Genomic DNA, 26,812 nt, shown 5'->3' with positions numbered 1-26,812 from the left:
ATGGGAACGGCAATATTCATGGTATTGATGGTATGCGGCTACTGGTACACCAGCCGCGATCTCTCAACCCGGTTCAAAATTAAGCGTTCATTCGGCTGGGATGTCTATTTCCTTGTGGCGCTGTATGGCTGCATTTTCGTTTTACAGGGCGTGATCGCCACCGGCCTGCTCTGGCTGCTGTTGTTCGCCCTCTCCGCCGCCGACAACACGTTCCATTTCACGTCCGCAAAATACGCCGACTGGCAAATTGATTTTATGAACTGGAGCTTTTTAGGGATTCAGGCTCCGGTCGTGGTGATGCTGGCCTTTGCGATCCTGTTTTGTCTCTATCGTTCTAACTGGGCCGGCAGCGCGCGGCTGGACGGCGAAGGCCGGAAAAAGCTCTACAAGCGGCTGGCGCAATCGAGCGGGATTGAACAACTGCTCTATCAGTGCATGGAGGAAGGTGAACTTGCGCACGTCACGCTGAAGTCGCGGCGGATTTATATTGGCATGATCCATACCGCCACGCTGGAGTATGAAAAAACCGCCAATATCGTGCTTATCCCGATGCTGAGCGGCTACCGCGACGGGGAGAACATGCAGCTGTGTATTGAGCACAACTACAGCAAATGGTACGCCGAGCATGAGGTTACGCTCGACTCAGAGCCAAAAAGCGCTATGGATTTCCGTAAGGTGATCATGCTTGATCAGATCGAGAGTATTTCACTGTTCGACCCGGCAAGTGCCAGCGCGCTGGCGATGCGTGAATAAAAAAATGGCGCCTTATTTCTAAGGCGCCAGGATTATGTGGACGAAACCTGAACTTATGGCGTTACGATATTGAACCAGAAGTCAAATTTGTCCATGTAGCTCAGCATCTCTTCCAGTTTCGCCCCGTTTCCACTCACCTTCACGTCACCTTTATCCATCGCCTGCTTCAGCGTCTCTTTCTTAAGGATGATGTTGTTCAGCGTGGTGCGGTCAAGCGCGATAGTTGCGTCGGCATCCTTCGCCTGCGCGTTGGCGGTATGGTTCAGCACGCCGTTTTCCAGCTCCAGCTTGTATTTTCCGCCATCCTTACCGAGATCGACATTGAAGACCGCCTTCGCGTTACCGGCCCGCACCCCGTTGATGTGCACACCCAGGTAGTCGAAGAACATTTCCGGGGTCATCGCTCGCACGGTATCCGGGCTGGCGGTGTTCGGCGTCGGCAGCTTCTTCACGCCATTACGCAGTTCTTGCGCGCCGGTCAGGTAGAAGTTACGCCAGGTGCCCGCTTCCGCCTGGTAACCTAACTGCTCAAGCGCGTCGGCTTCCAGATTACGGGCAGCCTGGTTGTTAGGATCGGCAAAGACCACTTTGCTGACCACCTGAGCAACCCAACGGTAATTACCCTGCTGATAATCCGCTTTGGCTTTCTGCATGATGGCATCAGCGCCGCCCATGTACTGCACGAACTTCTTCGCAGCCTGTTCAGGCGGCAGCTCGTCGAGGGTTGCCGGGTTGCCGTCGAACCAGCCGAGATAAAACACGTAAGTGGCTTTGACGTCGTGGCTAACGGAGCCGTAGTAACCGCGGCTTGCCCACTGTTTCTCGAGCGATTCCGGCAGCTTAAATTCTGCGGCGATCTCATCGCGAGTCAGGCCTTTGTTGGCCATACGCAGGGTCTGGTCGTTGATGTAGCGGTACATATCGCGCTGGCCTTTCATCAGCTTGACGATATTCTCGTTACCCCAGGTCGGCCAGTGGTGCTGCGCAATAATCACTTCCGCGTCCGCGCCCCAGCGCTCAATGGCGGCGTTAATGTACTTAGACCAGGCCAGCGGGTCGCGGATTTTCGCGCCGCGCAAGGAGTAGGTGTTGTGCAGAGTATGCGTCACGTCCTCTGCGGCCTCGATCATTTTCTTCTCTTTGACGTACCACAGCATCTCCGACGGAGCTTCTGAACCCGGCGCCATCATAAAGTCGTAGGTCAAACCGTCGATCACTTCTTCCTGACCGGTATGGGTAATGTAGTCGGTCGGCGGGATGAGGGTGACAGTACCCGCAGAGGTGGTGGTGCCAAGGCCTGCACCCACCTGGCCTTTTGCATCCGGCTTCAGCAGGTTGCCGTACATATAGCTCGCACGGCGGCTCATCGCGTTTCCGGCCATAATGTTTTCGGAAACCGCCTCTTTCATAAAGCCATCCGGCGCGTAGATTTTCACTTTGCCAGACTTGACGTCAGCTTCGTCAACCACGCCGCGCAGGCCGCCATAGTGGTCAACGTGGCTGTGGGTGATCACCACAGCGACGACCGGTTTCTTGCCGCGGTTTGCATAGTAGAGATCCAGCGCTTCTTTCGCCGGTTCAGCGCTTAACAGCGGGTCGATAACGGTAATGCCCTTCTCGCCCTCAATGATGGTCATGTTGGAGAGATCGAGATTACGGATCTGATACACGCCGTCGGTGACCTTAAACAGCCCGCCAATGTTGATCAACTGTGACTGACGCCACAGGCTCGGGTTTACCGTATCCGGGGCTTTTTCACCCTCTTTGACGAAATCATATTTCGCCGGGTTCCAGATAACGTTCCCCTGCTCGCCTTTGATCATGTTTTGCGGCAGCGGGGCGATAAAGCCTTTATGGGCATTTTCAAAGTCGGTTTTATCGGCAAACGGTAATTTGTTATACAGGGCGTTATTAGCCTGCTGGGTTGTAGGAGTGGCATCCTGCGGCTGTACTTCCGCAAACGCGGAAAGCGACAGCGACGTCAACACACCGGCCAGCGCCAGATGTTTAGCGATTATCGTTAATTTCATTAAATGGCCTCATAGATTAATTGCGCCGCCAGCGATATTTAATTGTGGCGGATAATTTTAATGCGAACTCATTGAGGACCATTCTAACCAGAATACCTTCCCTTCATAGTCCCATATGGGACTGGTTATTTATCGATTCGTAATCCGTGGGCTATTGCTGCTATACTCGCTACCATAGCAGACGTTGCGGGGAGAGGCTTAGCGTGAATTTCCAGGATATCCATACCTATTATCAGCAACTCAATATTGGGCAATTTTTTCCGCAAATGCTTTGTGAAGGCGAGGTCTTAACCGTTGCCGCAAATAAAAAACTCACCGTTGAACCTGGCTATATTTATTTCTGTACTGAAGGGTCGCTGACGATATTAATGCCTGATGATGGGCTGAATATTGGCAATACTATTGAGTATATGCCGATCGGGTTAATGGAAAGGTATTGTCCACTGGCGAAGTATGAATATCGCAGCAGTGCCAGGGTGAAACTGGTGAGAATATCCTGGGCCGACTTCGACCAGATATTTTTCCAGGGTGGGCCTGAGCGCATGCAGGCGCTGGCCACCATACTGACCTATATGTCGATATTCACCATCGACCTGCATAACGAACGCAGGCAGGTCACCAGCTACCAGACCATTAAACCCATGCTCTATCGCTATCTTTATCGGCAGGAAACCCACACGGGAGAGAATGAGGGTCTGGCGCTGTTTATCATCAAGCGCACTAACCTGTCGCGAACGCATGTCTTTCGCGTGCTGGCGGATCTTAAAGCCGGGGGCTATATCACCATGAAGCGCGGAAAGCTGGTGTCGATAGACCGTCCGCTGCCGGAGGCGTATTAAATTACGCCCCTGAAGCGAATGCTTCAGGGGCTGGCTGATTAACGCACCAGGTGCAGGAAGTGCAGATGTTTTTCATACTGGTCCAGGATATCGTTAATTAACTGCTCCTGGTTCCAACCCATCACATCGTAATTTTGCCCACCTTCCTTGAGGTAGATTTCTGCCCGATAGTACCGGTGCTGTTCTGCCTGATTCTCATCATTCTCCATGGCCGCTAGCGCGAAGGTCGGCGAGTTATAGCCACGCAGCCTGACTTCATAAATGAAATTCAGCTCATTGCCTAAATCCACCTCAAGGCGAATACGATCGTCCGACGCGTCGCTGATATGGCTCTGCGTTCCCTGCTTATTCAGTTCATCCTGCACAAGCACCATGGCCGGTTTGATCACCTCTTCCATAAAGCGTTTCACCAGGGAGCGTTTAGGTAAGTATGCGATGTTACGCAGTCTGCGCTGCCACGGAATGGGGTTACGGGCCGCTGTCGGCGCGATCGTGGCCATACTCAGGCTCTCGCGTTTGGTCAAATCGCGTCGGAGCGCCTTCAGCAGGCCATAGATTGAGACCAGCAGGATCATCGAGAACGGTAGCGCGCTGGCGATGGTCACGGTTTGCAGCGCACTCAGTCCGCCCGCGAGCAGCAGCGCGATAGCGACTACGCCCATCAGCGCGGCCCAGAAGATGCGCTGCCAGACGGGGGTATTGGCCTCGCCGCCGGACGCGAGGGTATCCACCACCATCGCCCCGGAGTCGGCTGAGGTCACAAAGAAGACGATGACCATCGCCATGGCAATAAATGACAGCACGGAAGAGAACGGGAAATGCTCAAGGAAATTAAACAGCGCCAGCGCCACGTCCTGCTGGACGGTATTCGCCAGATCGGACGCTCCCTTGTTCATGATGAGGTAAATGGCGCTATTGCCGAACACCGTCATCCACATCAGGGTAAAGCCCGCCGGGACAAACAGCACGCCGGTCACGAACTCGCGGATGGTTCTGCCGCGGGACACACGGGCAATGAACATCCCGACAAACGGCGACCAGGACAGCCACCAGCCCCAGTACAGCAGCGTCCAGCCTCCCAGCCAGTTGCTGGATTTCGGTTCATAAGCGTACAGGTTAAACGTCTTGCTCACCAGCTCGGACAGGTATCCGCCGGTATTTTCCACAAAGGATTTCAGCAGGAGTACGGTTGGCCCCAGGCACAACACCAGCACCAGCAGCAGTACCGCCAGCCCCAGATTGAGCTCTGATAAAATGCGAATGCCTTTGTCCAGACCGGACACCACGGAAATGGTCGCCAGCCCGGTAATCAGGACGATCAGGATCACCTGCACGGTATCGTTGATGGGTACGTCAAAAAGGTGGTTCAGCCCGGCATTGACCTGTAAAACGCCGTAGCCTAACGAGGTCGCCACGCCAAATACGGTGCCGATTACCGCGAAGATATCCACCGCATGACCTATCGGGCCGTAAATACGGTCCCCGATAATCGGATAAAGCGCCGAACGAAGCGTCAAAGGCAGGCCGTGGCGGTAGCTGAAGAACGCCAGAATCAACGCAACGATGGCGTAGATAGCCCAGGCGTGCAGCCCCCAGTGGAAGAATGTCAGCCGCATGGCCTCTTTGGCCGCAGCGACCGTTTCAGGTGTCCCCACCGGCGGGGAAAGGTAGTGCATGACCGGCTCCGCCACGCCGAAGAACATCAGGCCGATCCCCATCCCCGCCGAGAACAGCATCGCGAACCAGGAGTGGTAGCTGAAGTCAGGCTGGGAGTGGTCGGGCCCGAGTTTTATATCGCCGTAGCGGGACAAGCCGAGGAACGTCACGCTCATTAAAATCAGCGCGACGGCAAGAATGTAAAACCAGCTGGCGTTGGTGAATATTTGCTGTTGCAGTAGCTTAAAGTTTTTATCGGCAACGTCAGGGAAAATCGCGGCAAAGGCGACAAGAAGGAAAATTAACAAAGCAGATGTGTAAAATACCGCTTTGTTAATCTGGCTTTTGGACTGCTTTGGGATAGTGTCGTTTTCACTCATATAGTGTCTTCCATAAACGCATTGACCGCTCTGAATGAGAGGCGTGATCTGCGTCAGGGTAACAAAATCCCTTTATGAATGCAGGTCTGAAACGTTCAATTATACACTATCCCCAAAGGGTATTTGTTGCGCGTTAACGCATCCCTATGCCATTGCATTATTTCGCAGGCAAGAAATGGTTAATTATCCCGGCCAGCCGACTTGGGCCGTAAGTTCTCATCGAATACCAGCCGTTTGCGGCCGGGCTCTTCTTCCCGCAGCGGCTCTACCTGATGCAGCGTCTGCTTACAGCGATCCACCAGCACCTGATACTCCCGCGTGCCCTGCTTTTTCCACTCTATTTCTTGCGCGCTTAGCTCACGAATCGCTTTCGCCGGACTGCCAAGAATTAAGTGATTCGCAGGCATTTCCGCTTTGGCCTTCACAAACGCCGCCGCCCCGACGATGCTGTTTTCGCCGATCGTCGCTCCGTCCATCACCACCGCATTCATCCCCACCAGCGCATTACGGCGGATAATGCAGCCGTGCAGGATCGCACTGTGGCCGATATGCCCGTCCTCTTCCACCACCGTGTCCTGCTCCGGAAAACCGTGCATCACGCAGTTATCCTGAATGTTCGCGCCGTCTTTCACCACGATCCGGCCAAAATCACCGCGCAGGCTGGCGTTGGGGCCTACGTAAACACCTTTGCCGAGGATCACGTCGCCAATCAGCACCGCGGTCGGGTGAACATAGCTCTCTTCAGGCACGACCGGCGTCAGACCATCAATTTGATAAACAGGCATACCCTCTCCTTATGTGATATTCAGACCACCAAAACGCTGGTGATAAAGCGTGCCGGGCGCGGGCAGCTCGCCGACGGAGGTTTCCCCCTTCTCACTGACAAACGCCAGGGCTCCCGCTGCCACGCGCTGGTAGATGTTAATGCACAGCTGTCGCGCGCTCTGTCCCGCCCAGTGCGCCGGGAGTAACTCCTCCGGCAACAGCGGATCTTTCAGCACCACGCGACGATAAAAATGAATGAGTAACAGCTGGATCTGGAAGCAGCGTTCCGGGGTTAAATCCTCGGGCGACGCCTCTTTCAGCAGCGGCAGCAGCGGACGGAACGAGTTGATAAACGTTTCGTACATCGCGTTTTGTTCGGTCAGCTGCCAGCACTCTTCCACGCGGGATCGTAACGCCGCGCGTGACAAAGCCAGCGGCGAATGAGCTTCAAAGAAAATGACGTTTTCCGCCACGCCCGCGTCATGCAACAGCGACTGCACGTCCGCGAGGTTCTGCGACGGCGAGGCCATCAGGCTCGGCGCCAGCGTGCCGAACCCTTGCCAGATGAGCTGTTTTTTCACGTCCGCGAGCGTGGTTTTATCCAGCCCCTCGGAAAGCAGTAGCAGCCATTTACCATCCCATGCCGGCAGTTCTGCACGGTAGATTTTATTTTCCGCGCGTCGGGTCAAACGCAGCCCCTTGTCGCTGAGACGGTAAAAGCTGCGGCGGCCAATGCGGGACACGTCCAGCCAGCCCTCTTTGTTGAGGCGAAACAGCGCGGTGCGCACAAAGCGCTCCCCGAATCCCATCCCTTCCAGCAGGGCCGCCAGACTGCCGAGCCAGATCTCTCCGCCGCGATGGGAAAGCGCGTCGCCATAAAGCGAGGAGATAAGCGACGTTCCGCTGACGGGAACAGAGCTGACTGCATGCTGGATAAAGGCATCAAGTTTATTCATGTGATTCATTCTGTTGTTATTTTTTTCCTGGATGAATCATAGCATAGGAATCTGGGGTTTCCCCCTCACCCCAGCCCTCTCCCTCAAGGGAGAGGGGGCCGTCGATGCAGACATTATTTTGTGTAGATCCCTCATCCGTTAGCCGCAACCTTACGCAAATCAAACACCCGGCAGGCTTTACCCTCGGATCGCGGTATGCTGCCGCAGTTAACGATCATCACATCGGTTGAAATCCCCACCATCGATTTAATCCGATGACGCAGCTGATGGCAGACCTGACAACGCTGTTCATGCGTCAGCGTTAAGCTACTCTGTTTCAGCTCGACCTTCACCGAAAGTGAATCAAGATGCCCGCGGCGGTTCACCTCCAGCTGATAGTGCGGCGAAAGATGTTCGAACTTGACGATCTCCTCTTCCAGCTGTGACGGGAAGACGTTAACGCCGCGAATGATGAGCATGTCGTCGCTGCGCCCGCTGATGCGATCCATCCGGCGCATAGTACGTGCGGTACCCGGCAGCAGGCGCGTCAGGTCGCGGGTGCGGTAGCGGATCACCGGCAGCGCCTCTTTGGTCAGCGTGGTGAACAGCAGTTCACCCTGCTCGCCGTCGGCCAGCGGCGTGCCGTCATTCGGGTTGACGATCTCCGGGTAGAAGTGATCTTCCCAGATGGTCGGGCCGTCAGCGGTTTCAAGACACTCCATCGCCACGCCCGGCCCCATCACCTCGGAGAGACCATAGATATCCAGCGCGGTAATGCCCAGCCGTTTCTCGATTTCGCGGCGCATCGCCTGCGTCCACGGCTCGGCGCCAAACACGCCGACGCGCAGGGAACAGGCGCTGGCATCACCGCCCATCTGACGCTCCAGCTCTTCGATCAGGTTCAGGCAGTAAGAGGGCGTCACCATGATCATATCCGGCTGGAAATCGCGGATCAGCTGCGCCTGCTTCTCCGTCTGGCCGCCGGACATCGGGATCACCGTCGCCCCCAGACGCTCTGCACCGTAGTGCGCCCCCAGCCCGCCGGTGAAGAGCCCGTAACCGTAGGCGACGTGAATTTTATCCTTCGCGCTGCCTCCGGCGGCGCGCAGGGAACGGGCGACGATATTGGCCCAGTTGTCGATATCATTCTGGGTATACCCCACCACGGTCGGCTTTCCGGTGGTGCCCGACGAGGCGTGAATACGCACCACCTGCTCCATCGGCACCGCAAAGGTATCGAACGGGTAGTTGTCGCGCAGATCCTGCTTGGTGGTGCACGGGAATTTTTGCAGGTCCGCCAGCTCGTTGAAATCGTCAGGGTGAACGCCCGCGGCATCAAACTTGCGTTTGTACATCGGAACGTTGTTGTAGGCGTGGTTCAGCGTCCACTTCAGGCGCGCGGTCTGCAACGCCTGCAATTCATCAATGGACGCGGTTTCGATCGGATCAAGCTTTTTTGTATTTATCATCGCAGGGTACTCACATTATTGTTCGCTCAAACACGCTCAAGGATCATGGCAATGCCCTGACCCACACCGATGCACATCGTACACAGCGCGTAGCGCCCGCCGCGTCGGTGCAATTCATTGCTCGCGGCCAGCGCCAGTCTGGCACCGCTCATTCCCAGCGGATGACCTAGCGCGATCGCTCCGCCGTTCGGGTTGACATGCTCCGCATCATCCGGCAAGCCCAGCTGACGCAGCACCCCCAGCGCCTGTGCGGCGAAGGCTTCGTTAAGCTCAATGACGTCCATATCGGTGATACTGAGTCCGGCACGTTCCAGCACCTTACGGGTGGCGGGAACCGGGCCTAATCCCATCAGACGCGGCTCGACGCCCGCGGTCGACATGGCCACAATGCGGGTGCGCGGGATTAACCCCTGGGCAAGCGCCATCGGCTCGCTGGCGATAATCAGCGCCGCCGCCCCGTCGTTGACGCCAGAGGCGTTCCCCGCCGTCACCACACCGTTCTTGCGAAACGGGGCTTTCAGCGCGGCAAGCTGTTCAAGGGTGGTTTCGGCGCGCGGATGCTCGTCTACGCTCACTTCCGTTACCGCGCCTTTTTTCCCCGTTACCTGTACCGGGATTATCTCCTGCGCCAGAACGCCATTCTGCTGCGCCAGCGCGGTGCGCTGCTGGCTGCGCAAGGCAAATGCGTCCTGATCGGCACGGCTTATATTTAACAATTCCGCTACATTCTCTGCCGTTTCCGGCATGCTGTCAGTTCCGTATTGCTGATGCATGAGCGGATTCACAAATCGCCAGCCGATGGTGGTATCGAAGATCTCCGCCTGACGCTGAAACGCCGCGGTGGCTTTGCCCATCACGAACGGCGCACGGGACATGGATTCGACGCCACCGGCGATCAGCAGATCGCCATCCCCGGCCTTAATGGCGCGTGCCGCAAAGCCAAGGGCATCCAGACCGGAGCCGCACAGGCGGTTAATGGTGGTACCGGAAACGGTCTGCGGCAGCCCGGCCAGCAGCGAAGACATGCGCGCCACGTTGCGATTATCCTCTCCGGCCTGATTTGCGCAGCCGAAGATCACGTCATCTATGCGCTCCAGATCGAGCTGCGGGTAACGCGCCAGCAGCGCACGCAGCGGAACGGCCCCTAAGTCATCGGCCCGCACGCTGGATAATCCTCCACCGTAGCGACCGACCGGGGTACGCACACCCTCACAAATAAATGCGTTACGCATCAGGCTTCTCCTGTCACACTGCCGCCGGTGCGGTGGGATTTCCCGCGAAAAAGAGCGACGGTTTTCTGTTGTTGATTCTGAATTTCAATGTCATAGACGCCGGTCAGTTTGCCCTGATGCTTCACCCGCGCGGTAGCGGTCAGCTTATCGCCGGCAAAGCCCGGACGCAGAAAATCGATGGCGCAGCCTGAGGCCACCGCCGCCAGCCCCTGACTGTTGCAGGCGTAGGCAAAGGCGGTATCGGCCAGCGAGAATAGCTGTCCGCCGTGGCAGGTTTTATGCCCGTTAAGCATCTGCGGGGTGATGGTCATGGTCACCACCGCGTAGCCCTCGCCCATCTCGATAATGTCCATCCCCATCGCCTGCGCGCAGGCGTCCCGTTCGTACATCGCGCGGGCGTTATGCCAGGCGTTATGACTCATAACTACTCTCCAGAAGCGCACGCTGGCGCAGCAGTGAACAGGGGCGATAACGTTCCTCGCCGTAGTGACGTTGCAGGTTCTCCAGCAGCGTTAACAGACGCTGCCAGCCAAGGCGCTCGCCCCAGGCGATGGGGCCGCAGGGATAGTTGACCCCTAAGCGCATGGCGGTATCGATGTCTTGCTCACTGGCGACCCCTTTTTGCAGGGCATCCAGCGCTTCGTTGGCAATCATCGCCACCGTGCGCCAGATCAGCAGGCCGGGGTAATCCGCAATCTGGACCACACGTTTCTCCTGGTGCTGCAACCAGTAAATGGCTTTCTGCGTGGCGGCGTGCGGGTTGCCGGGCGCGGCGGCTATAACGGCCACATCCCGCTCGATGCGGTCGACCACCACCACCGGACAGCCGTGGCGCAGCGCCAGCGACTGCGCGGTTTCACCCTGCGTTTCGATCAGCAACAGATCGTCAATTTCCGTGACACCGTCACTTCTTCGCTGTGCGCGCATCGGGCTGAAGCTGTGGCTGACCGGGGCGAGCCAGCTGACGGCGGGTTTGTCCTCCTGCCAGCGGTAAACGCCCTGCCCGCTTTTCTTACCCAGACGCCCCGCCAGCACCAGCTCCTGCTGCACCAGAGACGGCAAAAAACGACGCTCCTGCCAGAAGGCGTTAAATACGGAGCAGGTCACGGCAAAGTTGACGTCCTGACCAATCATGTCCGTCAGCTCAAGCGGCCCCATCGGGAAACCCCCGCCGTCTCGCAGGGCGGCGTCGATCACCTCGGGCGCTGCCACCTGCTCTTCCAGCGCACGCCAGGCTTCCGAGTAGAAAGGACGCGCTACGCGGTTGACGATAAACCCCGGCGTGGACTGGCAGCGTACCGGCTGCTTTCCCCAGCTCAGCGCCAGCTCGCACAGCGCATCGGCCACTTCGGGTGAGGTCGCCAGCCCGCTGACCACCTCCACCAGCTTCATCACCGGGGCAGGATTGAAGAAGTGCAGCCCGGCGACGCGTTCAGGGTGGTTTATCTCCGCCGCAATCGCGGTAACGGAAATAGACGAGGTATTGCTGGCGAGTAGCGTCTGCGGCGGGCAAACCTCTGCCAGCTGGGCAAACAGCGCCTTTTTCACTTCAAGCCGCTCGGAGGCCGCCTCGATCACCAGATCGGCTTTCGCCAGAGCACTGATATTCGTCACCGGCGTCAGGCGGGCGAGGATCTGTTCCCCGGCGTCGGCAGAGAGTTTTCCGCGCGCAACGCGAGAGGACAGCCGCTGGCGAATGCCGTCGACGGCGCGGGAAATCGCCGCAGCGTCAATGTCGTACACCAGAACCGGATGACCGTGGCTGGCTGCCACTTCGGCAATCCCGGCGCCCATGGTGCCGCTGCCAATGACGGCGACCGTATGGATATTCACCATCTTATTTCCCCGTAAAGTTCGGCGCGCGTTTTGCCAGGAACGCGCTGACGCCTTCCCGGTAGTCGTCGCTGCGTCCGGCCAGACGTTGATAGTCGCGCTCCAGATCAAGCTGGGCGTCGAGGGTGTTGGTTTCGGCGGCGTTGATTGCCTGCTTGATCAAGCCCAGGCCATAGGTCGGCTGCGAGGCAAAATGCAGCGCCATCTGCTGTGCGGTGGCGGAGAGCTGCTCGTCGTCCACCACCTGCCAGATCATTCCCCAGGCCTGTGCCTGCTCGGCGCTGAGCTTGTCGCCCAGCAATGCCAGCCCCATGGCGCGGGCGCGTCCGGTCACGCGCGGCAGCAGCCAGGTTCCGCCGCAGTCCGGTACCAGCCCGAGCTTGCTGAAGGCCATCACAAAGCTGGCTGAACGGGCCGCAATCACCATGTCACAGCCGAGGGCCAGCGTGGCACCTGCCCCCGCCGCCACGCCGTTAACCGCGCAAATCACCGGCTTCGGCAGTTTTGCCAGGCGGCGCACCAGCGGGTTGTAAAAAGTCTCAACGGACATGCCCAGATCCGGCGCGGGGCCGGTCGGGTCCACGTTACGGTCGTTGAGATCCTGCCCGGCGCAGAAACCGCGTCCTGCCCCGGTGATCAGCAGGCAGCGGATAGCGTCATCGCGCTCGGCCTGCTTCAGGCATTCGGAAAGCTGCTGGTGCATGACGTCGTTAAAGCTGTTCAGGCGCTCCGGGCGGTTCAGCGTAATGGTCATTACGCCCTGCTCAACATGGCTCAGAATAAATTCCACAATTAGCGTCCTTTAAAGTCTGGGGTGCGTTTTTGTAAAAAGGCGTTGATACCTTCCCGGCGATCGTCGGTGGCCGCGAGCAGCGCAAACAGCTGACGCTCCTGCGCCAGCCCGGCCTGAAGCGGCACTTCCTGCGACTGGCGAAGCGCCTGCTTCGCCGCCTGTAACGCCAGCGGCGAGTGGCGCGCCATCAGCCCCGCCTGCTTCAGGGCATACTCCAGCGTCAGCGAGGCCGGGTAAACGTCACTGACCAGCCCGGCGCTGTGCGCCTGAACCGCCGTGATGCTTTCGCCCGTCAGCACCATTTTGCTGGCCAGCGATTTGCCCACGCTACGGATTAGCCGCTGTGTGCCGCCTGCGCCCGGCATGATCCCGAGGGTGATTTCCGGCAGGCCAAAGCGGGCGTTATCGCCGGCAATCACCACGTCGCAGAGCAGCGCCAGCTCACAGCCTGCCCCCAGCGCGTAGCCGTTCACGGCGGCAATCAGCGGTTTGGTGAAGGCGTTTATCCGCGCCCACAGCTGCGGGCGGATATCGTTCAGTGTGGCGGGCAGGTCTTTCTCCGCCATTTCGTTGAGATCGGCCCCGGCGGCAAAGCAGCGTTCGTTGCCGTAAATCACACAGACGGCGATCTCCGCATCCGCGGCGGCGGCTTCAAGCTGCTCCGCGATTTGCGTGAGCAGCGCATTGTTGAGCGCGTTGCGCGCCGCCGGACGGTTAAGCGTCAGCTGCAACACGCGGCCATGACGGGTGACAATCAGTTCGCTCATGCCATCCCCTTCGCATCAAAATCGACGATAACGTCAGCGGTTATCGGCAGCGCCTGACAGCTCAGCACATAGCCTGCGGCCAGCTCGTCCGGCTCCAGGCTGTAGTTGGTCGCCATGTCCACCTTCCCGCGAAGCACTTTGCATTTGCAGGTGGCGCACACGCCGCCCTTGCAGGCGTAAGGCAGATCCGCCCCCTGACGCAGGGCCGCGTCAAGAATGCTCTCGTCGTCCGCCGTCAGGGTGATCTCCCTGTCGCGCCCGTCCTGACGGACGGTGACCTTCTGCCCGTCGGCCTGCACGCTGACTGTCCGTTTAACGGGGGTTCCCGGCGTGTTAAAGCGCTCAAGATGGATCGCTTTTTCCGGCATACCCAGCGCTTTCAGCGCCGCCTCAGCCTCGTCCATCATCGCCGACGGGCCGCAGATGAAGGCTTCATCGTACTGGCGGAAATTCACCAGCGTTTTTGCCAGCGCCTGGAGCTTTTCCCCGTCAATACGGCCATGGAGCAGATCGCTGTCGAGCGTCTCCTGGCTGAAGATGGAGATCAGCTGCAAACGCTGCGGGTATTTATCTTTCAGGTCCGCCAGCGCCCGGCGGAACATCATGCTCTGGCTGCTGCGGTTGCCGTAAATCAGGGTGAAGTGGCTGTGGGCTTCAGTGGCCAGCGTAGCGGACATAATCGCCAGCATCGGGGTGATCCCGGACCCGGCGGCAATCGCCAGATAGTGGCCTTCGCGTTCAGCCTGCGGCTGGTAGCCAAAATGCCCCTGGGGCACCATCACCTCCAGTGCCATGCCCGGTTTGATTTCGTCCCGGGCATAGCGGGAAAAACGTCCGCCCTCGATGGCTTTGACCGCCACGCTGATCTCACCGCACGCGGTGCTCCGGCAGATGGAGTAGCAGCGGCGCAGTTCATCCCCGCCAGGACTGGCTTTCAGGGTCAAATGCTGACCGGGACGGAAGCGGTACGCCTCCTGTAACGCCTGCGGCACCGCGAAGGTAATGGTCACCGCGTCGCGGGTTTCGGGTTCCACTTTTGCCACTGTTAATGAATGAAACGTTGTCATGGCAGCCTCAAATACATTTGAAATAGTCGAAGGGCTCACGGCAGGTATTGCAGCGGTAGAGCGCTTTGCAGGCCGTGGAACCAAATTCACTGATGAGCGAGGTATCGGTGCTTGCACAGCGCGGGCAGCTCACCTCCGCGGGAACGTGGGCATGGCAGCTATGGCCGACAGGCGGGCTGATGCCATATTCCCGCAGGCGCCTGCGGGCATCGTCGGTCATCCAGTCGGTGGTCCAGGCGGGCTCCAGTTGCAGCACAATATGTACCGGGGAAAAGCCGTTCCCGGTCAGAGTTTCGCGGATCGCCCCCAGCAGATGCTCCGTTGCCGGACAGCCCGAATAGGTTGGCGTGAAGCCTATAACCCAGCCTTCCCCCTGCGCCTTCACGCTGCGCACCATGCCTAAGTCGGTGATGGTCAGCACCGGCACTTCCGGGTCGGGGATCTGGCTTAACAGCGCCCAAATCTGCGGGATTTGGGCAGGCGCAATGTCGACGAGGCGTTGCATAGCGTTCTCCTTTACCACTGCTGGTCGGGGTAAACGCGCTGGAGATACTGCATCTCAGCCAGCATCGGTCCGAGGTGTTCAGTATGTAGCCCCTTCTTGCCGCCCGTGCGATACGCCACTTCCTCGGGCACGCGGAGGGTAGCTTCCGCCAGCCCGGCAAACACTTCGCGCTCCCACGGTTCCCGCAGGGCGCGCGGATCAACCGCCACGTCGGTGTCAATCAGCCCCAGCTCGACGTCGTCGGCGTCGAACAATTCAGCCGTAAAGCGCCACAGGCTATCCACCGCCTGCTGCATTTTCTGTGAGGAGGTTTCTGTCCCGTCCCCCAGCCGCACCAGCCAGCCGCGGCTAAAGCGCAGGTGATAGCGCGCCTCTTTAATGGCTTTTGCCGCGATGGCGGCAAGCTGACTGTCGCTGCTGTGGATCAACCGTTCGTACAGCGCTACGTTCCACGCATCCATCAGATACTGACGGGCAATGGTGTCGGCGAAGCTGCCGTTTGGCTGTTCCACCAGCAGCAAATTGCGGAACTGACGCTCATCGCGGCCATAGGCCAGGGTGTCTTCATCACCCTTACCCTCCCGTTCAGCGGCGTAGGTCAGGAAATTGCGCGCCTGCCCGAGCAGATCAAGGCCGATATTGGCGAGCGCCAGGTCAATTTCCAGCTCCGGCGCATGGCCGCACCAGGCGCCCAGACGCTGTGAGAGCACCAGACCGTTGTCACCCAGACGCAGGGCATAAGCAGATACGTTGTTCATCCCCAACCTCACATATGCTCAATGCCATCAGGGATGGTGTAAAACGTCGGATGGCGGTAGACCTTGCTTTCCGCCGGATCGAAAAACTCCCCGCTCTCTTCCGGCTGGGAAGCGACGATTTCACTCGCCTTCACCACCCAGATAGAACAGCCTTCGCTGCGGCGGGTATAGGCATCGCGCGCGTTTTCCAGCGCCATGCGGTCGTCGGCAGCGTGAAGGCTGCCCACATGGCGGTGCGACAGCCCCTGCTTCGAACGGACAAAAACTTCGTATAACGGCCAGTAAACATTGCTCATGGTTGATTCCTCTTATGCGGCCAGGCGGGCGCGTTGTTTTTCCGCGTGGGCCAGAGCGGCTTCACGCACCCATGCGCCGTCGTCCCAGGCTTTACGTTTTGCGGCCAGACGTTCGTGGTTGCAGATCCCGCGCCCGTTGATCACCTCGTCAAATTCCTGCCAGTCGATTTCGCCGAAGCGGTAGTGGCCGCTCTCTTCATCGAAACGCAGGTCGGGATCCGGCACGGTCATGCTGAGCATCTCCACCTGAGGCACCGTGTTGTCCACGAAGCGCTGGCGAAGCTCATCGTTGCCAAAGCGTTTGATCTTCCAGGCAAGACTGCGGGCGCTGTTTGGGGAGTTGTCGTCGTTGGGTCCGAACATCATCAGCGCGGGCCACCAGAAACGGTTGATGGCGTCCTGCAACATCTGCCGCTGTGCTTCACTGCCCTGCGCCAGCGCCATACAGGCTTCAAAACCCTGACGCTGGTGGAAGCTCTCTTCTTTACAGATTTTCACCATCGCCCGGGCGTACGGGCCGTAAGACGTACGGCACAGCGCCACCTGGTTCACGATGGCCGCCCCGTCCACCAGCCAGCCAATGACGCCGATATCGGCCCAGCTCAGGGTCGGATAGTTGAAGATGGAGGAGTATTTCATCTTGCCGTCGAGCATCTTTTGATAGATGTCCTCCCGGGCGCAGCCCAGCGTTTCCGCCGCGCTGTAGAGGTACAGGCCGTGTCCGGCTTCGTCCTGAACCTTCGCCAGCAGAATGGCTTTCCGGCGCAGCGTCGGCGCGCGGGTGATCCAGTTTCCTTCCGGCAGCATGCCGACAATCTCAGAGTGGGCGTGCTGTCCAATCTGGCGGATCAGCGTCTTGCGATAGGCATCCGGCATCCAGTCCTGCGGCTCGATGGCCGTCTCCTGTGCGATGCGTTGCTCAAAGCGTTGTTCTTGCGTCACATAACCACCTTTGTGATTCGTTAAATCACCACAAACAGCAAAATGGTGAATCATTTGGTTTCTTAAAAGTTACACAAAGGTTAAATACAACCCCAAGAAGTGTTTGATTATTTTGTGACGACGCTCGCAAGCCTTTTCATTAAAGGCCGATGACACAAGGCTTTCGGGTGGTCAGGCTAAGCAATAGAGATCACAACGTTAACAATTCATTAAAACTCAGCTTGATTTTTATGATTCGCGATCAAACTATTTATAGTGAAATCACGAAACACCTGGAGAGAAGAAATGCAGCAGTTAGCCAGCTTCTTGTCCGGCACCTGGCAATCAGGCCGGGGCCGCGAGCGCACCATCACCCACGCCATCAGCGGGGAAACGCTATTTGAAGTCACCAGCGAAGGGCTGGATATGGCGGCCGCGCGCCGTTACGCCATTGAACAAGGCGGAGAAGCGCTCCGCGCAATGAGCTTTATCGAGCGCGCCGTCATGCTGAAGGCGGTGGCCAAACATCTGCTGAGCCAGAAGGATCGGTTTTATGCCCTGTCAGCCCAGACCGGCGCGACGAAGGCCGACAGCTGGGTGGATATTGAAGGCGGTATCGGCACCCTCTTCACCTACGCAAGCCTCGGCAGCCGTGAGCTGCCGGACGATACCCTGTGGCCGGAGGATGAGCTGATCCCGCTGTCGAAGGAAGGCGGCTTTGCGGCACGTCACGTGTTAACGTCGAAATCCGGCGTGGCGGTGCATATCAACGCGTTCAACTTCCCGTGCTGGGGGATGCTGGAAAAGCTCGCACCCACCTGGCTTGCCGGGATGCCCGCCATCATCAAGCCCGCCACCGCCACCGCGCAGGTGACTCAGGCGATGGTGAAAGCGATCGTCGAGAGCGGACTGGTGCCGGACGGCGCCATCAGCCTGATCTGTGGTGGCGCGGGCGATCTGCTGAACCAGCTCGACAGCCAGGACGTGGTGACGTTTACCGGGTCGGCCAGCACCGGGCAGAGCCTGCGCGTACATCCGAATATCGTCGCGCATTCCATTCCGTTTACCATGGAAGCAGATTCCCTTAACTGCTGCGTGCTGGGTGAGGACGTGACGCCGGAGCAGCCGGAGTTTGCGCTGTTTATTCGCGAAGTGGTGCGCGAGATGACTGCCAAAGCCGGGCAAAAATGTACCGCCATCCGCCGCATCATCGTGCCGGAAGCGCAGGTTGAAGCCGTCAGCCAGGCGCTGATTGCGCGGCTGGAGAACGTGGTCGTCGGCGATCCGGCCCAGGAAGGGGTGAAGATGGGTGCCCTGGTCAACCATGAGCAACGTGCTGACGTGCAGGAAAAAGTCGATCATCTGCTTGCCTCGGGCTGCCAGATCCGTCTGGGTGGTAAAGCCGATATGCAGGCGGCTGGCGCATTCTTCCCGCCCACCCTGCTGTTCTGCCCGCAGCCGGACGAAACTCCGGCCGTTCACGCCACCGAAGCCTTTGGCCCCGTCGCCACCCTGATGCCGTACCGCAACAGTGAACACGCCATGCAGCTGGCGCGGGCGGGTGGCGGCAGCCTGGCGGGAACGCTGGTCACGGCAGATTCAAACGTGGCGCGGCAATTTATTGCCGGTGCCGCGCGCGCCCACGGACGCATTCAGATCCTCAACCAGGAATCCTCGAAAGAATCCACCGGCCACGGTTCACCGCTGCCGCAGCTGGTGCACGGCGGCCCGGGACGTGCGGGCGGCGGCGAGGAGCTGGGCGGCCTGCGTGCGGTGAAGCACTATCTCCAGCGCACGGCCATTCAGGGCAGCCCGTCCATGCTCGCCGCCATCGGCAAACAGTGGGTCCGTGGCGCGGAGGTGCTGGAAGATCGCGTTCATCCTTTCCGTAAATACTTCGAGGAGTTACAGCCGGGCGACAGCCTGCTGACCCCGCGTCGTACCCTGACGGAAGCGGATATCGTGAATTTTGCCTGCCTGAGCGGGGATCATTTCTATGCCCATATGGACAAAATTGGCGCGGCGGAGTCGATTTTTGGCGAGCGCGTGGTACACGGTTATTTCCTGATTTCCGCCGCGGCGGGGCTGTTTGTCGATGCCGGGGTTGGGCCGGTCATTGCCAACTACGGCATGGAAAACCTGCGCTTTATCGAGCCGGTCAAGCCGGGCGATACCATTCAGGTGCGCCTGACCTGTAAACGTAAAACGCTGAAGAAACAGCGCACTGCCGAGGAAAAACCGACGGGCGTGGTGGAATGGGCGGTGGAGATCTTCAACCAGCATCAGCACGCCGTGGCGCTTTACTCCATCCTGACGCTGGTGGCGCGCCAGCAGGGTGACTTTTAATCAAAGCAATGGCATTAACCTTGCTGCCTCGAGTGTTTGAGCGCATCAAAATAAACGGAAGGTAATACAGGGGCTGGTTGGCTTTGATTAATCGAACCATCCAGTCTGCCTGGTTTGGATAAGTTACAACCGGAAACACTAAGCAAATTGACCGTATAGTTAGCATAGTTATTATTTATCGCCGGGAATATTCCCACGTTAAATTACATGGATGATTAACAGACTATGGCAATTCCTGTTTACCTTTTCTTGACTGACGATGGTGGTACAAAAATTACAGGCTCGGTGGATGTTTGTTACCGTGAGGGAAGCATTGAAGTCACTGGCTTTACACACAATCTTCGCCTCCCAACCGATCCATTGACCGGGAAAATTACCAGTAAACGTAACCATGCCCCAGTCGTATTTCAAAAAGAAATCGATTCCTCCTCCCCTTACCTGATGAAAGCGGTTGCGACTGGCCAAACCCTTAAAACGGCCGAGTTCAGGTGGTATCGCATTAATGACGCCGGACAGGAAGTAGAATATTACAATATGCGTCTCGATAATATTCGCGTCGTTTCCGTTACGCCATTGATGCATGACATTAAAGACCCGACGAAAGAAAAACATAATCATCTTGAAGTCGTGGAACTACGCTATGATAAAATAACATGGACATATTGCGATGGTAATATACAGTTTGCAGACTGTTGGGCTGAGCGTTAAATATGCGAAATCCTTCCTATTCAACACCCTATAATATTGCATCCTTTGCACCACCTGGCGTGGACGTCGTTAGCCACATGATAATAGCGCGATTTCATGGTGGCCCCTCATTAATGACCTACATATGGTTTTATCAAATGGTCAGAAACCATGGTCCCTGGGATTATAAACAAGGCCGTGCAGAGTATGCCAATTTTGGCAATTTTCATTACGGTGCCGTTGGTGCGGCAGCAGGCATTCCTGAGGGAATTCTGCTCCGGGGGGCAGGCACTGCACAGATTCTTGCCGGGACAAGCGATCCTGCCGAATTTGCAAAATTCCAGAACAATAATAATTACGGTGATGATCCAGTCGATCAGTTATGGATAAGGGCAGGAATAGATTATGCGCGACGTTCGGGTTTTTAACTGGCGAGCTGGAATTATTATCTTTAGTTTTCTCATATTCATTGCATACCCTTTCCGCGATCTTTTTACCGTGTATGAAAATTTGCAGGAAAAAATCAAGGTTAACGATCGTTTAACTCTTTACATCACCCAGGTTGAGACGGGGTCACTGTCTAAAAACAGGTCTCATATTTATCTCTTTGATGCGAAAAAAAGTCCGGAAGAATTCATGTCTAACATTAAGAATATCAATCCCGTCATGATCACCGATGATGATAAAGCTTCAGTGGCAATTAAAAATGGAGACATTTATCTTCGCGTTCGCGGTACGGTTTATTCGTTCACGACGTTAGGTTTCGATGTCTGCATTCATCTCGACAGTTCACCTTACTGAAGCACACTTTCACTTTCACGGGGTGTGATGCACCCCCGGTCTTTTTTTAACCTGGCAAGACTGACAAACAACCTGGCAGATGCAGGCAAACGCTTTTCGCGCGCGCCTGTCAGGATAAGGCTGACACAACACAATAAACACAACAAGATGAGGTCTGCGATGGGAAGCAATTCTTCTTTTTCTGCCCGTAGAACGGCACTGGCCATGGCCGTTGCGCTCTGTTGCTCCTGGCAATCCCCTGTTTACGCTCACGGCAGCGAGGCGCATATGGTCCCGATGGACAAAACGCTTCAGGCGTTTGGCGCGGACGTGCAGTGGGATGATTACGCCCAGATGTTCACCATCGCTAAAGACGGTGCCTTTGTGAAGGTCAAACCCGGCGCCAACACCGCCATCGTTAACGGCAAACCGCTGACGCTCCAGGTGCCCGTGGTGATGAAGAACAATAAGGCCTATATCCCGGAGACTTTTATCAACGATGTCTTTCAGTCCGGTCTTGATCAGACATTCCAGGTTGAAAAACGCCCCCATCCGTTAAACGCGCTGACCGCTGATGAAATCAACCAGGCCGTAGCCATTGTGAAAGCCTCTGCGGATTTTAAACCCAATACCCGCTTTACCCAGATTGCGCTGGCGGAGCCAGAAAAAGCCAAAGTCTGGGACTTCGTGCTTAACGGCACGGCGGTGGATGCGCCCCGCCAGGCCAATATCATTATGCTTGACGGCAAACGCATCATCGAAAGCCGGGTGGATCTGAAGGACAAAAAGATCCTCCGCTGGGAGCCGATCAAAGACGCGCACGGCATGGTGCTGCTGGATGACTTCAATACCGTGCAGCAGATCATCAATGAAAGCCCGGAGTTTGCCGCCGTGCTGAAAAAGCGCGGCATTACCGATCCGAAGAAAGTGATCACCACCCCGCTTACCGTCGGCTTTTTTGACGGCAAGGATGGGCTGAAACAGGAAGACCGCCTGCTGAAAGTGATCAGCTATCTCGACGTGGGCGACGGTAACTACTGGGCGCACCCGATCGAAAACCTGGTTGCGGTGGTGGATCTCGAGCAGAAGAAAATCCAGAAGATTGAGGAAGGCCCGGTCGTGCCGGTGCCGCTCACCCCGCGTCCTTATGATGGCCGTGACCGCGTTGAAACGGTGAAAAAACCGCTGGAGATTATCGAGCCGGAAGGCAAGAACTACACCATTACCGGGGATATGGTGCACTGGCAGAACTGGGATTTTCATCTGAGCCTGGACTCGCGCGTCGGCCCGATGATCTCCACCGTGACCTATAACGACAACGGCAAAAAGCGACAGGTGATGTATCAGGGATCGCTCGGGGGCATGATTGTGCCGTACGGCGACCCGGATATCGGCTGGTACTTTAAGGCCTACCTGGACTCCGGTGATTACGGCATGGGTACCCTGACCTCCCCGCTGGTGCGCGGCAAGGATGTTCCGTCTAACGCCGTGATGCTCAACGAAACCATCCCGGACTATACCGGTGCGCCAATGGAGATCCCCCGGGCGATCGCCATTTTCGAGCGTTACGCCGGGCCGGAGTATAAGCATCAGGAGTTAGGTAAACCCAACGTCAGCACCGAGCGCCGCGAGCTGGTGGTGCGCTGGGTCAGCACCGTGGGTAACTACGATTATATCTTCGACTGGGTATTCCACGAAAACGGCACCATCGGCATTGATGCAGGGGCCACGGGCATTGAAGCGGTGAAAGGCGTGCAGACGAAAACCATGCATGATGCCACCGCGAAGGATGACACCCGATACGGTACGCTGATCGACCATAATATTGTCGGCACCACCCACCAGCACATCTACAACTTCCGTCTGGATATGGACGTGGACGGCATCAACAACAAGCTGGTGGCCATGGATCCGGACGTCAAACCTAACACCGCTGGCGGACCGCGCACCAGCACCATGCAGGTTAATCAGTATGATATTGATACCGAACAGCAGGCGACGCAGAAGTTTGATCCGGGCACCATCCGTCTGTTGAGCAACACCAGCAAAGAGAACCGCATGGGCAACCCGGTCTCGTATCAGATCATCCCTTACGCGGGGGGCACACACCCGGTGGCGACGGGCGCGAAGTTTGCCCCGGACGAGTGGATATATCACCGCCTGAGCTTTATGGATAAACAGCTGTGGGTGACGCGTTACCATCCCGACGAGATGTACCCGGAGGGAAAATACCCGAACCGTTCCACGCACGATACGGGCCTCGGCCAGTACAGCAAAGATAACGAGTCGCTGAACGACCAGGATAACGTCATCTGGATGACCACCGGCACCACCCATGTCGCCCGCGCCGAGGAGTGGCCGATAATGCCGACGGAATGGGTGCACACGTTACTCAAGCCGTGGAACTTCTTTGACGAGACGCCAACGCTCGGTAAGAAAAAAGAGCAGAAATAACACGTTGACCGGGCACGATGCCCGGTTTTTCATTCGCTTTCTTGCTGAATACCACTCCCCGATTATAGTTAATCTTACTTCGCTTAATGCTTTTGCAACATCTGAAACATTTTGTAGATATCGAAGTGTCCATGAACAACGCTATACATAACCGAGAGGTTTTAGGATGAAAGTCAATGAGATAGCAAGAAGCCTTGCGCTGGCCGGTTTTTTCATTTCCGCCAGTTCAGCCTGGGCCGCAGAAGCCCCTAAGGATGCAACCGCAGCAACTCAGCAGGCCAACAACGCACTCTTCAACCAACTTCCTTTCTCCGATAACACCGATTTTACCAATGCCCACAAAGGGTTTATCGCCCCGCTACCTCAGGAAATTATCAAAGGGGAGCAAGGCAACACCGTCTGGGATCCACAGCAGTACGCCTTTATCAAGGAAGGCGATAAAGCGCCCGATTCGGTTAACCCGAGCTTATGGCGTCAGTCCCAGCTGATTAACATCAGCGGCCTGTTTGAAGTCACCGAGGGCGTGTACCAGATCCGTAACCTCGACCTGTCAAACATGACCATTATTGAAGGTAAAGAAGGCATTACCGTGGTCGACCCGCTGGTGTCGGCGGAGACGGCCAAAGTCGGGATGGATCTTTACTATAAAAATCGCGGCAAGAAACCTGTCGTCGCTGTTATTTACACCCACAGCCACGTTGACCACTATGGCGGCGTGCGCGGCGTGGTGGACGAAGCCGACGTGAAGTCCGGCAAGGTTAAAGTCTACGCGCCAGCCGGATTTATGGAGGCCGCCGTCGCGGAAAATATCATGGCGGGCAACGTCATGAGCCGCCGCGCCAGCTATATGTACGGCAACCTGCTGAAGCCGGATGCGAAAGGCCAGGTGGGTGCGGGTCTCGGCACCACCACCTCCGCCGGGACGGTGACCCTGATCGCCCCGACCAATATCATCGAGAAAGATGGTCAGAAAGAGGTGATCGACGGCCTGACCTATGATTTTATGCTCGCACCGGGATCGGAAGCGCCTTCCGAGATGCTCTGGTATATCGAAGAGAAAAAGCTGATCGAATCTGCGGAAGATGTTACCCATACCCTGCACAACACCTACTCCCTGCGCGGTGCGAAAATTCGTGAACCGCTGCCATGGTCGAAATACATCAACCAGGCAATTGTACGCTGGGGTGATAAGGCCGAAGTTATCATGGCGCAGCACCACTGGCCGACCTGGGGCAACGAGAATGTGGTTAACCTGCTGAAAAGCCAGCGCGACCTCTACCGCTACATCAACGACCAGACCCTGCGCATGGCGAATGAAGGGCTGACGCGTGACGAGATCGCCGCCAACTTCAAGCTGCCGAACTCCCTGGCCAATACCTGGGCCAACCGAGGCTATTACGGTTCAGTCAGTCATGACGTCAAAGCCACCTACGTGCTCTATTTAGGCTGGTTTGACGGCAACCCCGCGACCCTGGATGAACTGCCGCCTGAAGAAGCCGCGAAGAAATTTGTGGAGTATATGGGAGGCGCGGATGCCATCCTGAGTAAAGCTAAAACCGATTTTGACCAGGGCAACTATCGCTGGGTGGCTCAGGTGGTCAGCAAAGTGGTATTCGCCGATCCAAACAACCAGGCCGCACGTAACCTTGAAGCGGATGCGCTGGAGCAGTTGGGTTATCAGGCTGAATCCGGCCCATGGCGTAACTTCTACCTGACCGGCGCGCAGGAGTTGCGTAACGGCGTGGTGAAAGGTCCGACCCCGAATACCGCCAGCCCGGATACCGTGCGCGCAATGACGCCAGAAATGTTCTTTGACTATCTGGCGGTGCATATCAACGGTGAAAAAGCAGCAGATGCAAAATCGGTGTTTAACATCGACCTCGGCAGCGACGGCGGCAAATACAAGCTGGAGCTGGAAAATGGCGTGCTGAACCACACGGCGAACGCCGAAGCGAAGGATGCTGACGCGACCGTGACCCTCAACCGCGATACGCTGAATAAAATCATCCTGAAAGAAGTGACGCTTAAACAGGCTCAGGATAATGGCGATATCAAAGTGACGGGCGATGCCGCAAAACTCGATGCCATGCTCGGTTACATGGATAAATTTGAATTCTGGTTTAACATTGTGACCCCGTAAAGGCATGCACTCGCGGGCGGTCTTTCCGCCCGCCACAGGGACATTCTCTCTCATGGAAAAAAGACACAACGCCACTCCGGAGCCCGCGACCTGGCCGACCCGTAACGCCATGGTTGTCCACGGGCTGGCCATGAACCTGCCGTGGCTCGCCTTCGTCAACGCGAGCTTTGCGCTCATGATCCTGCTGCGCAATTCCCTGTTCGGCCAAATTGATACCCTCTTACACGTCAGCCCACCTCTCACACAGATGATTGACGCTTCCATGCTGGGGGTAGTCATCCTTTCCGTGGCGCTGGTAATAATGGCCTGGCGCCACATCCGCGGCGTCAGCGCCGTGCTGTTAATGTGTAGCCTGCTGTGGTCGATAAGTTGTTACTGGTTTATCAACGTGATACAGCTTCCTCATCCCTGGCCGATATTCGTTACCCTGCTGATGGCCGGTATGACCGCGCTCTATTTTCATCCGGTGGGACTGGTGTGCTTTATCGCGCCGCTGTGGATCACCATGCCCGTTGCCAGCATGCTGCTGAATCAGGAGATGAACCTTCGCTTTGCCGGGCTGTGGGTGGTGTTCACGTTCATTCTCGTTTGCGGACGCTACATCCTCTTAAGCTGGTTTGAAGAGGCCTGGCGTCGCAACCAGCAGAATCAGCGTTTAATTTCGCGGCTGGATGCGCTGGCCCATCAGGATCCGCTGACGAAAACGGCCAACCGCCGGGCGATGGAGCTGGTGCTGGAAAATGCGGTGGAGCAAGGCAAACGCTTCACGGTCCTGATGCTGGATGTCGACTACTTCAAACTGTATAACGACACCTATGGTCACCAGGCGGGGGACGCGTGTCTCGCGCGGGTCGCGGAGGTGCTGAACACCTCGGTGCGCACGCCAGAGGATGTGGTTTCGCGCTACGGTGGTGAGGAGTTCGTCGTGATCCTCTTTGACTGTGAAGAAAGCGTTGCTGAGAAAGTCGCCGCGCGGATCCAGGCTGGCCTGCGCACCGCAGCCATTGCGCACAGCGCGTCGAAGGTGAGTGAATGTGTGACGGTGAGTATGGGCATTGCAGGCTATACCCCAGGACTGGCCGGCCCGGAAATCATCGCCCGCGCCGATGCGGCGTTGTATCGGGCGAAGGAGTCCGGGCGGGATAGGTGGTCGCTGTAAGTTACGCCGGGTGGCGCTGCGCTTACCCGGCCTACAAAACCAACCTTTTCCTTGCTCCCGTAGGCCGGGTAAGGCGTAGCCGCCACCCGGCGTTTTTTTAATACCGCACACACACCGACTTAGTTTCGCACCAGCCGTCCAGCCAGTCGGGGCGGAAATCATCGCCCGCGCCGATGCGGCGCTGTACAGGGCGAAGGAGGCCGGGCGGAATCGGTGGTCGCTGTAAGTTACGCCGGGTGGCGCTGCG

24 protein-coding genes and 1 pseudogene are annotated in these 26,812 nt (G+C 57.3%); 9 read left to right on the top strand and 16 right to left on the bottom strand.

What is annotated here, in order from left to right; genetic code table 11:
- On the top strand, window positions 1-753 hold the full coding sequence (locus ACOTXC_RS00670) for a hypothetical protein (protein WP_022648034.1): 753 nt from the start codon (window positions 1-3) through the stop codon (window positions 751-753).
- Between the two features lie 53 nt (window positions 754-806).
- Here the strand turns inward: ACOTXC_RS00670 and ACOTXC_RS00665 are convergent, their stop codons facing one another.
- On the bottom strand, window positions 807-2,783 hold the full coding sequence (locus ACOTXC_RS00665; RefSeq protein WP_022648033.1) for an alkyl/aryl-sulfatase: 1,977 nt from the start codon (window positions 2,781-2,783) through the stop codon (window positions 807-809).
- 203 nt (window positions 2,784-2,986) lie between these two features.
- Here ACOTXC_RS00665 and ACOTXC_RS00660 point away from each other — a divergent pair, with 203 nt between their 5' ends.
- The gene (locus ACOTXC_RS00660; RefSeq protein WP_032624309.1) at window positions 2,987-3,622 is read left to right on the top strand and encodes a helix-turn-helix domain-containing protein; all 636 of its coding nucleotides are present in this window, start codon (window positions 2,987-2,989) and stop codon (window positions 3,620-3,622) included.
- A gap of 38 nt (window positions 3,623-3,660) precedes the next feature.
- Here ACOTXC_RS00660 and ACOTXC_RS00655 read toward each other — a convergent pair whose 3' ends face one another.
- From ACOTXC_RS00655 to paaA, 14 genes are all read right to left on the bottom strand, one after another.
- On the bottom strand, window positions 3,661-5,658 hold the full coding sequence (locus ACOTXC_RS00655; protein WP_023300037.1) for a BCCT family transporter: 1,998 nt from the start codon (window positions 5,656-5,658) through the stop codon (window positions 3,661-3,663).
- A gap of 179 nt (window positions 5,659-5,837) precedes the next feature.
- Window positions 5,838-6,443 (bottom strand): phenylacetic acid degradation protein PaaY, encoded by a 606-nt coding sequence (paaY, locus tag ACOTXC_RS00650; protein WP_023300036.1) that lies wholly within the window; start codon window positions 6,441-6,443, stop codon window positions 5,838-5,840.
- Between the two features lie 9 nt (window positions 6,444-6,452).
- On the bottom strand, window positions 6,453-7,388 hold the full coding sequence (paaX, locus tag ACOTXC_RS00645; RefSeq protein ID WP_032622213.1) for a phenylacetic acid degradation operon negative regulatory protein PaaX: 936 nt from the start codon (window positions 7,386-7,388) through the stop codon (window positions 6,453-6,455).
- 122 nt (window positions 7,389-7,510) lie between these two features.
- Window positions 7,511-8,827, bottom strand: coding sequence for a phenylacetate--CoA ligase PaaK (gene paaK / locus ACOTXC_RS00640; protein WP_069596525.1), 1,317 nt, complete (start codon window positions 8,825-8,827; stop codon window positions 7,511-7,513).
- Between the two features lie 26 nt (window positions 8,828-8,853).
- Window positions 8,854-10,059 carry a 3-oxoadipyl-CoA thiolase gene (gene pcaF, locus ACOTXC_RS00635; protein WP_063849241.1) on the bottom strand — a complete coding sequence of 402 codons (1,206 nt, stop codon included), beginning with the start codon at window positions 10,057-10,059 and terminating at the stop codon, window positions 8,854-8,856.
- Window positions 10,059-10,481, bottom strand: a complete 423-nt coding sequence (paaI, locus tag ACOTXC_RS00630) for a hydroxyphenylacetyl-CoA thioesterase PaaI (RefSeq protein ID WP_023300032.1) — start codon at window positions 10,479-10,481, stop codon at window positions 10,059-10,061. Before paaI ends, pcaF begins: the two co-directional genes overlap by 1 nt.
- The gene (gene paaH, locus ACOTXC_RS00625) at window positions 10,471-11,895 is read right to left on the bottom strand and encodes a 3-hydroxyacyl-CoA dehydrogenase PaaH (protein WP_421767292.1); all 1,425 of its coding nucleotides are present in this window, start codon (window positions 11,893-11,895) and stop codon (window positions 10,471-10,473) included. The genes paaI and paaH overlap by 11 nt, the downstream gene beginning before the upstream one ends.
- A 1-nt stretch (window position 11,896) precedes the next feature.
- Window positions 11,897-12,685 carry a 2-(1,2-epoxy-1,2-dihydrophenyl)acetyl-CoA isomerase PaaG gene (gene paaG, locus ACOTXC_RS00620; protein WP_108367520.1) on the bottom strand — a complete coding sequence of 263 codons (789 nt, stop codon included), beginning with the start codon at window positions 12,683-12,685 and terminating at the stop codon, window positions 11,897-11,899.
- The gene (gene paaF / locus ACOTXC_RS00615; protein ID WP_022648023.1) at window positions 12,685-13,452 is read right to left on the bottom strand and encodes a 2,3-dehydroadipyl-CoA hydratase PaaF; all 768 of its coding nucleotides are present in this window, start codon (window positions 13,450-13,452) and stop codon (window positions 12,685-12,687) included. The genes paaG and paaF overlap by 1 nt, the downstream gene beginning before the upstream one ends.
- Window positions 13,449-14,519, bottom strand: coding sequence for a 1,2-phenylacetyl-CoA epoxidase subunit PaaE (gene paaE / locus ACOTXC_RS00610; RefSeq protein WP_063147361.1), 1,071 nt, complete (start codon window positions 14,517-14,519; stop codon window positions 13,449-13,451). Before paaE ends, paaF begins: the two co-directional genes overlap by 4 nt.
- Before the next feature lie 7 nt (window positions 14,520-14,526).
- Window positions 14,527-15,024, bottom strand: coding sequence for a 1,2-phenylacetyl-CoA epoxidase subunit PaaD (gene paaD, locus ACOTXC_RS00605; protein ID WP_003857347.1), 498 nt, complete (start codon window positions 15,022-15,024; stop codon window positions 14,527-14,529).
- A gap of 11 nt (window positions 15,025-15,035) precedes the next feature.
- Window positions 15,036-15,782, bottom strand: coding sequence for a 1,2-phenylacetyl-CoA epoxidase subunit PaaC (gene paaC / locus ACOTXC_RS00600; protein ID WP_063138213.1), 747 nt, complete (start codon window positions 15,780-15,782; stop codon window positions 15,036-15,038).
- A gap of 8 nt (window positions 15,783-15,790) precedes the next feature.
- Window positions 15,791-16,078: a 1,2-phenylacetyl-CoA epoxidase subunit PaaB gene (paaB, locus tag ACOTXC_RS00595; RefSeq protein WP_003857353.1), complete on the bottom strand. Its 288-nt coding sequence runs from the start codon at window positions 16,076-16,078 to the stop codon at window positions 15,791-15,793.
- 12 nt (window positions 16,079-16,090) lie between these two features.
- Window positions 16,091-17,020 (bottom strand): 1,2-phenylacetyl-CoA epoxidase subunit PaaA, encoded by a 930-nt coding sequence (gene paaA, locus ACOTXC_RS00590; protein WP_421767291.1) that lies wholly within the window; start codon window positions 17,018-17,020, stop codon window positions 16,091-16,093.
- A gap of 285 nt (window positions 17,021-17,305) precedes the next feature.
- Between paaA and paaZ the strand changes: the two genes are divergently transcribed.
- The 7 genes from paaZ to ACOTXC_RS00555 all read left to right on the top strand — a co-directional run bounded on the left by paaZ (window position 17,306) and on the right by ACOTXC_RS00555 (window position 26,565).
- Window positions 17,306-19,345 carry a phenylacetic acid degradation bifunctional protein PaaZ gene (gene paaZ, locus ACOTXC_RS00585; RefSeq protein ID WP_421767290.1) on the top strand — a complete coding sequence of 680 codons (2,040 nt, stop codon included), beginning with the start codon at window positions 17,306-17,308 and terminating at the stop codon, window positions 19,343-19,345.
- Between the two features lie 225 nt (window positions 19,346-19,570).
- Window positions 19,571-20,053 carry an Hcp family type VI secretion system effector gene (locus tag ACOTXC_RS00580; protein WP_022648017.1) on the top strand — a complete coding sequence of 161 codons (483 nt, stop codon included), beginning with the start codon at window positions 19,571-19,573 and terminating at the stop codon, window positions 20,051-20,053.
- A 113-nt stretch (window positions 20,054-20,166) separates the two neighbouring features.
- Window positions 20,167-20,460: a polymorphic toxin type 44 domain-containing protein gene (locus tag ACOTXC_RS00575; protein ID WP_223825170.1), complete on the top strand. Its 294-nt coding sequence runs from the start codon at window positions 20,167-20,169 to the stop codon at window positions 20,458-20,460.
- Window positions 20,438-20,833, top strand: a complete 396-nt coding sequence (locus tag ACOTXC_RS00570) for a hypothetical protein (protein WP_421767289.1) — start codon at window positions 20,438-20,440, stop codon at window positions 20,831-20,833. Before ACOTXC_RS00575 ends, ACOTXC_RS00570 begins: the two co-directional genes overlap by 23 nt.
- Before the next feature lie 159 nt (window positions 20,834-20,992).
- Window positions 20,993-23,266: a primary-amine oxidase gene (gene tynA, locus ACOTXC_RS00565; RefSeq protein WP_421767288.1), complete on the top strand. Its 2,274-nt coding sequence runs from the start codon at window positions 20,993-20,995 to the stop codon at window positions 23,264-23,266.
- A 166-nt stretch (window positions 23,267-23,432) separates the two neighbouring features.
- Window positions 23,433-25,406 (top strand): alkyl/aryl-sulfatase, encoded by a 1,974-nt coding sequence (locus ACOTXC_RS00560; RefSeq protein ID WP_048966596.1) that lies wholly within the window; start codon window positions 23,433-23,435, stop codon window positions 25,404-25,406.
- A 52-nt stretch (window positions 25,407-25,458) separates the two neighbouring features.
- Entirely contained in the window at window positions 25,459-26,565 is a 1,107-nt protein-coding gene (locus ACOTXC_RS00555; protein ID WP_045309013.1) for a GGDEF domain-containing protein, read from the top strand.
- Window positions 26,566-26,662: 97 nt separating this feature from the next.
- Here the strand turns inward: ACOTXC_RS00555 and ACOTXC_RS00550 are convergent.
- Window positions 26,663-26,737 (bottom strand): annotated as a pseudogene (locus tag ACOTXC_RS00550) (hypothetical protein); the annotation flags it as partial.
- Between the last annotated feature and the right edge of the window lie 75 nt (window positions 26,738-26,812).

Origin of the sequence: Enterobacter cloacae complex sp. IR5428 (genome assembly GCF_049238585.1) — a bacterium.
In the GTDB taxonomy this organism is placed as follows: domain Bacteria; phylum Pseudomonadota; class Gammaproteobacteria; order Enterobacterales; family Enterobacteriaceae; genus Enterobacter; species Enterobacter intestinihominis.
Note: the sequence above shows the minus strand (reverse complement) of the source record. Positions and strands in the feature narration are given on the sequence as shown.

Coding starts and splice junctions, on each gene's coding strand:
- ACOTXC_RS00575 (WP_223825170.1), top strand. CDS start 20,167: ATGACCTACATATGGTTTTATCAAATGGTCAGAAACCATGGTCCCTGG.
- ACOTXC_RS00665 (WP_022648033.1), bottom strand. CDS start 2,783: ATGAAATTAACGATAATCGCTAAACATCTGGCGCTGGCCGGTGTGTTG.
- paaH (WP_421767292.1), bottom strand. CDS start 11,895: ATGGTGAATATCCATACGGTCGCCGTCATTGGCAGCGGCACCATGGGC.
- pcaF (WP_063849241.1), bottom strand. CDS start 10,059: ATGCGTAACGCATTTATTTGTGAGGGTGTGCGTACCCCGGTCGGTCGC.
- paaX (WP_032622213.1), bottom strand. CDS start 7,388: ATGAATCACATGAATAAACTTGATGCCTTTATCCAGCATGCAGTCAGC.
- paaK (WP_069596525.1), bottom strand. CDS start 8,827: ATGATAAATACAAAAAAGCTTGATCCGATCGAAACCGCGTCCATTGAT.
- paaE (WP_063147361.1), bottom strand. CDS start 14,519: ATGACAACGTTTCATTCATTAACAGTGGCAAAAGTGGAACCCGAAACC.
- ACOTXC_RS00555 (WP_045309013.1), top strand. CDS start 25,459: ATGGAAAAAAGACACAACGCCACTCCGGAGCCCGCGACCTGGCCGACC.
- ACOTXC_RS00655 (WP_023300037.1), bottom strand. CDS start 5,658: ATGAGTGAAAACGACACTATCCCAAAGCAGTCCAAAAGCCAGATTAAC.
- ACOTXC_RS00670 (WP_022648034.1), top strand. CDS start 1: ATGGGAACGGCAATATTCATGGTATTGATGGTATGCGGCTACTGGTAC.
- ACOTXC_RS00580 (WP_022648017.1), top strand. CDS start 19,571: ATGGCAATTCCTGTTTACCTTTTCTTGACTGACGATGGTGGTACAAAA.
- paaB (WP_003857353.1), bottom strand. CDS start 16,078: ATGAGCAATGTTTACTGGCCGTTATACGAAGTTTTTGTCCGTTCGAAG.
- paaZ (WP_421767290.1), top strand. CDS start 17,306: ATGCAGCAGTTAGCCAGCTTCTTGTCCGGCACCTGGCAATCAGGCCGG.
- paaF (WP_022648023.1), bottom strand. CDS start 13,452: ATGAGCGAACTGATTGTCACCCGTCATGGCCGCGTGTTGCAGCTGACG.
- paaY (WP_023300036.1), bottom strand. CDS start 6,443: ATGCCTGTTTATCAAATTGATGGTCTGACGCCGGTCGTGCCTGAAGAG.
- paaI (WP_023300032.1), bottom strand. CDS start 10,481: ATGAGTCATAACGCCTGGCATAACGCCCGCGCGATGTACGAACGGGAC.
- tynA (WP_421767288.1), top strand. CDS start 20,993: ATGGGAAGCAATTCTTCTTTTTCTGCCCGTAGAACGGCACTGGCCATG.
- paaD (WP_003857347.1), bottom strand. CDS start 15,024: ATGCAACGCCTCGTCGACATTGCGCCTGCCCAAATCCCGCAGATTTGG.
- paaC (WP_063138213.1), bottom strand. CDS start 15,782: ATGAACAACGTATCTGCTTATGCCCTGCGTCTGGGTGACAACGGTCTG.
- ACOTXC_RS00560 (WP_048966596.1), top strand. CDS start 23,433: ATGAAAGTCAATGAGATAGCAAGAAGCCTTGCGCTGGCCGGTTTTTTC.
- ACOTXC_RS00570 (WP_421767289.1), top strand. CDS start 20,438: ATGCGCGACGTTCGGGTTTTTAACTGGCGAGCTGGAATTATTATCTTT.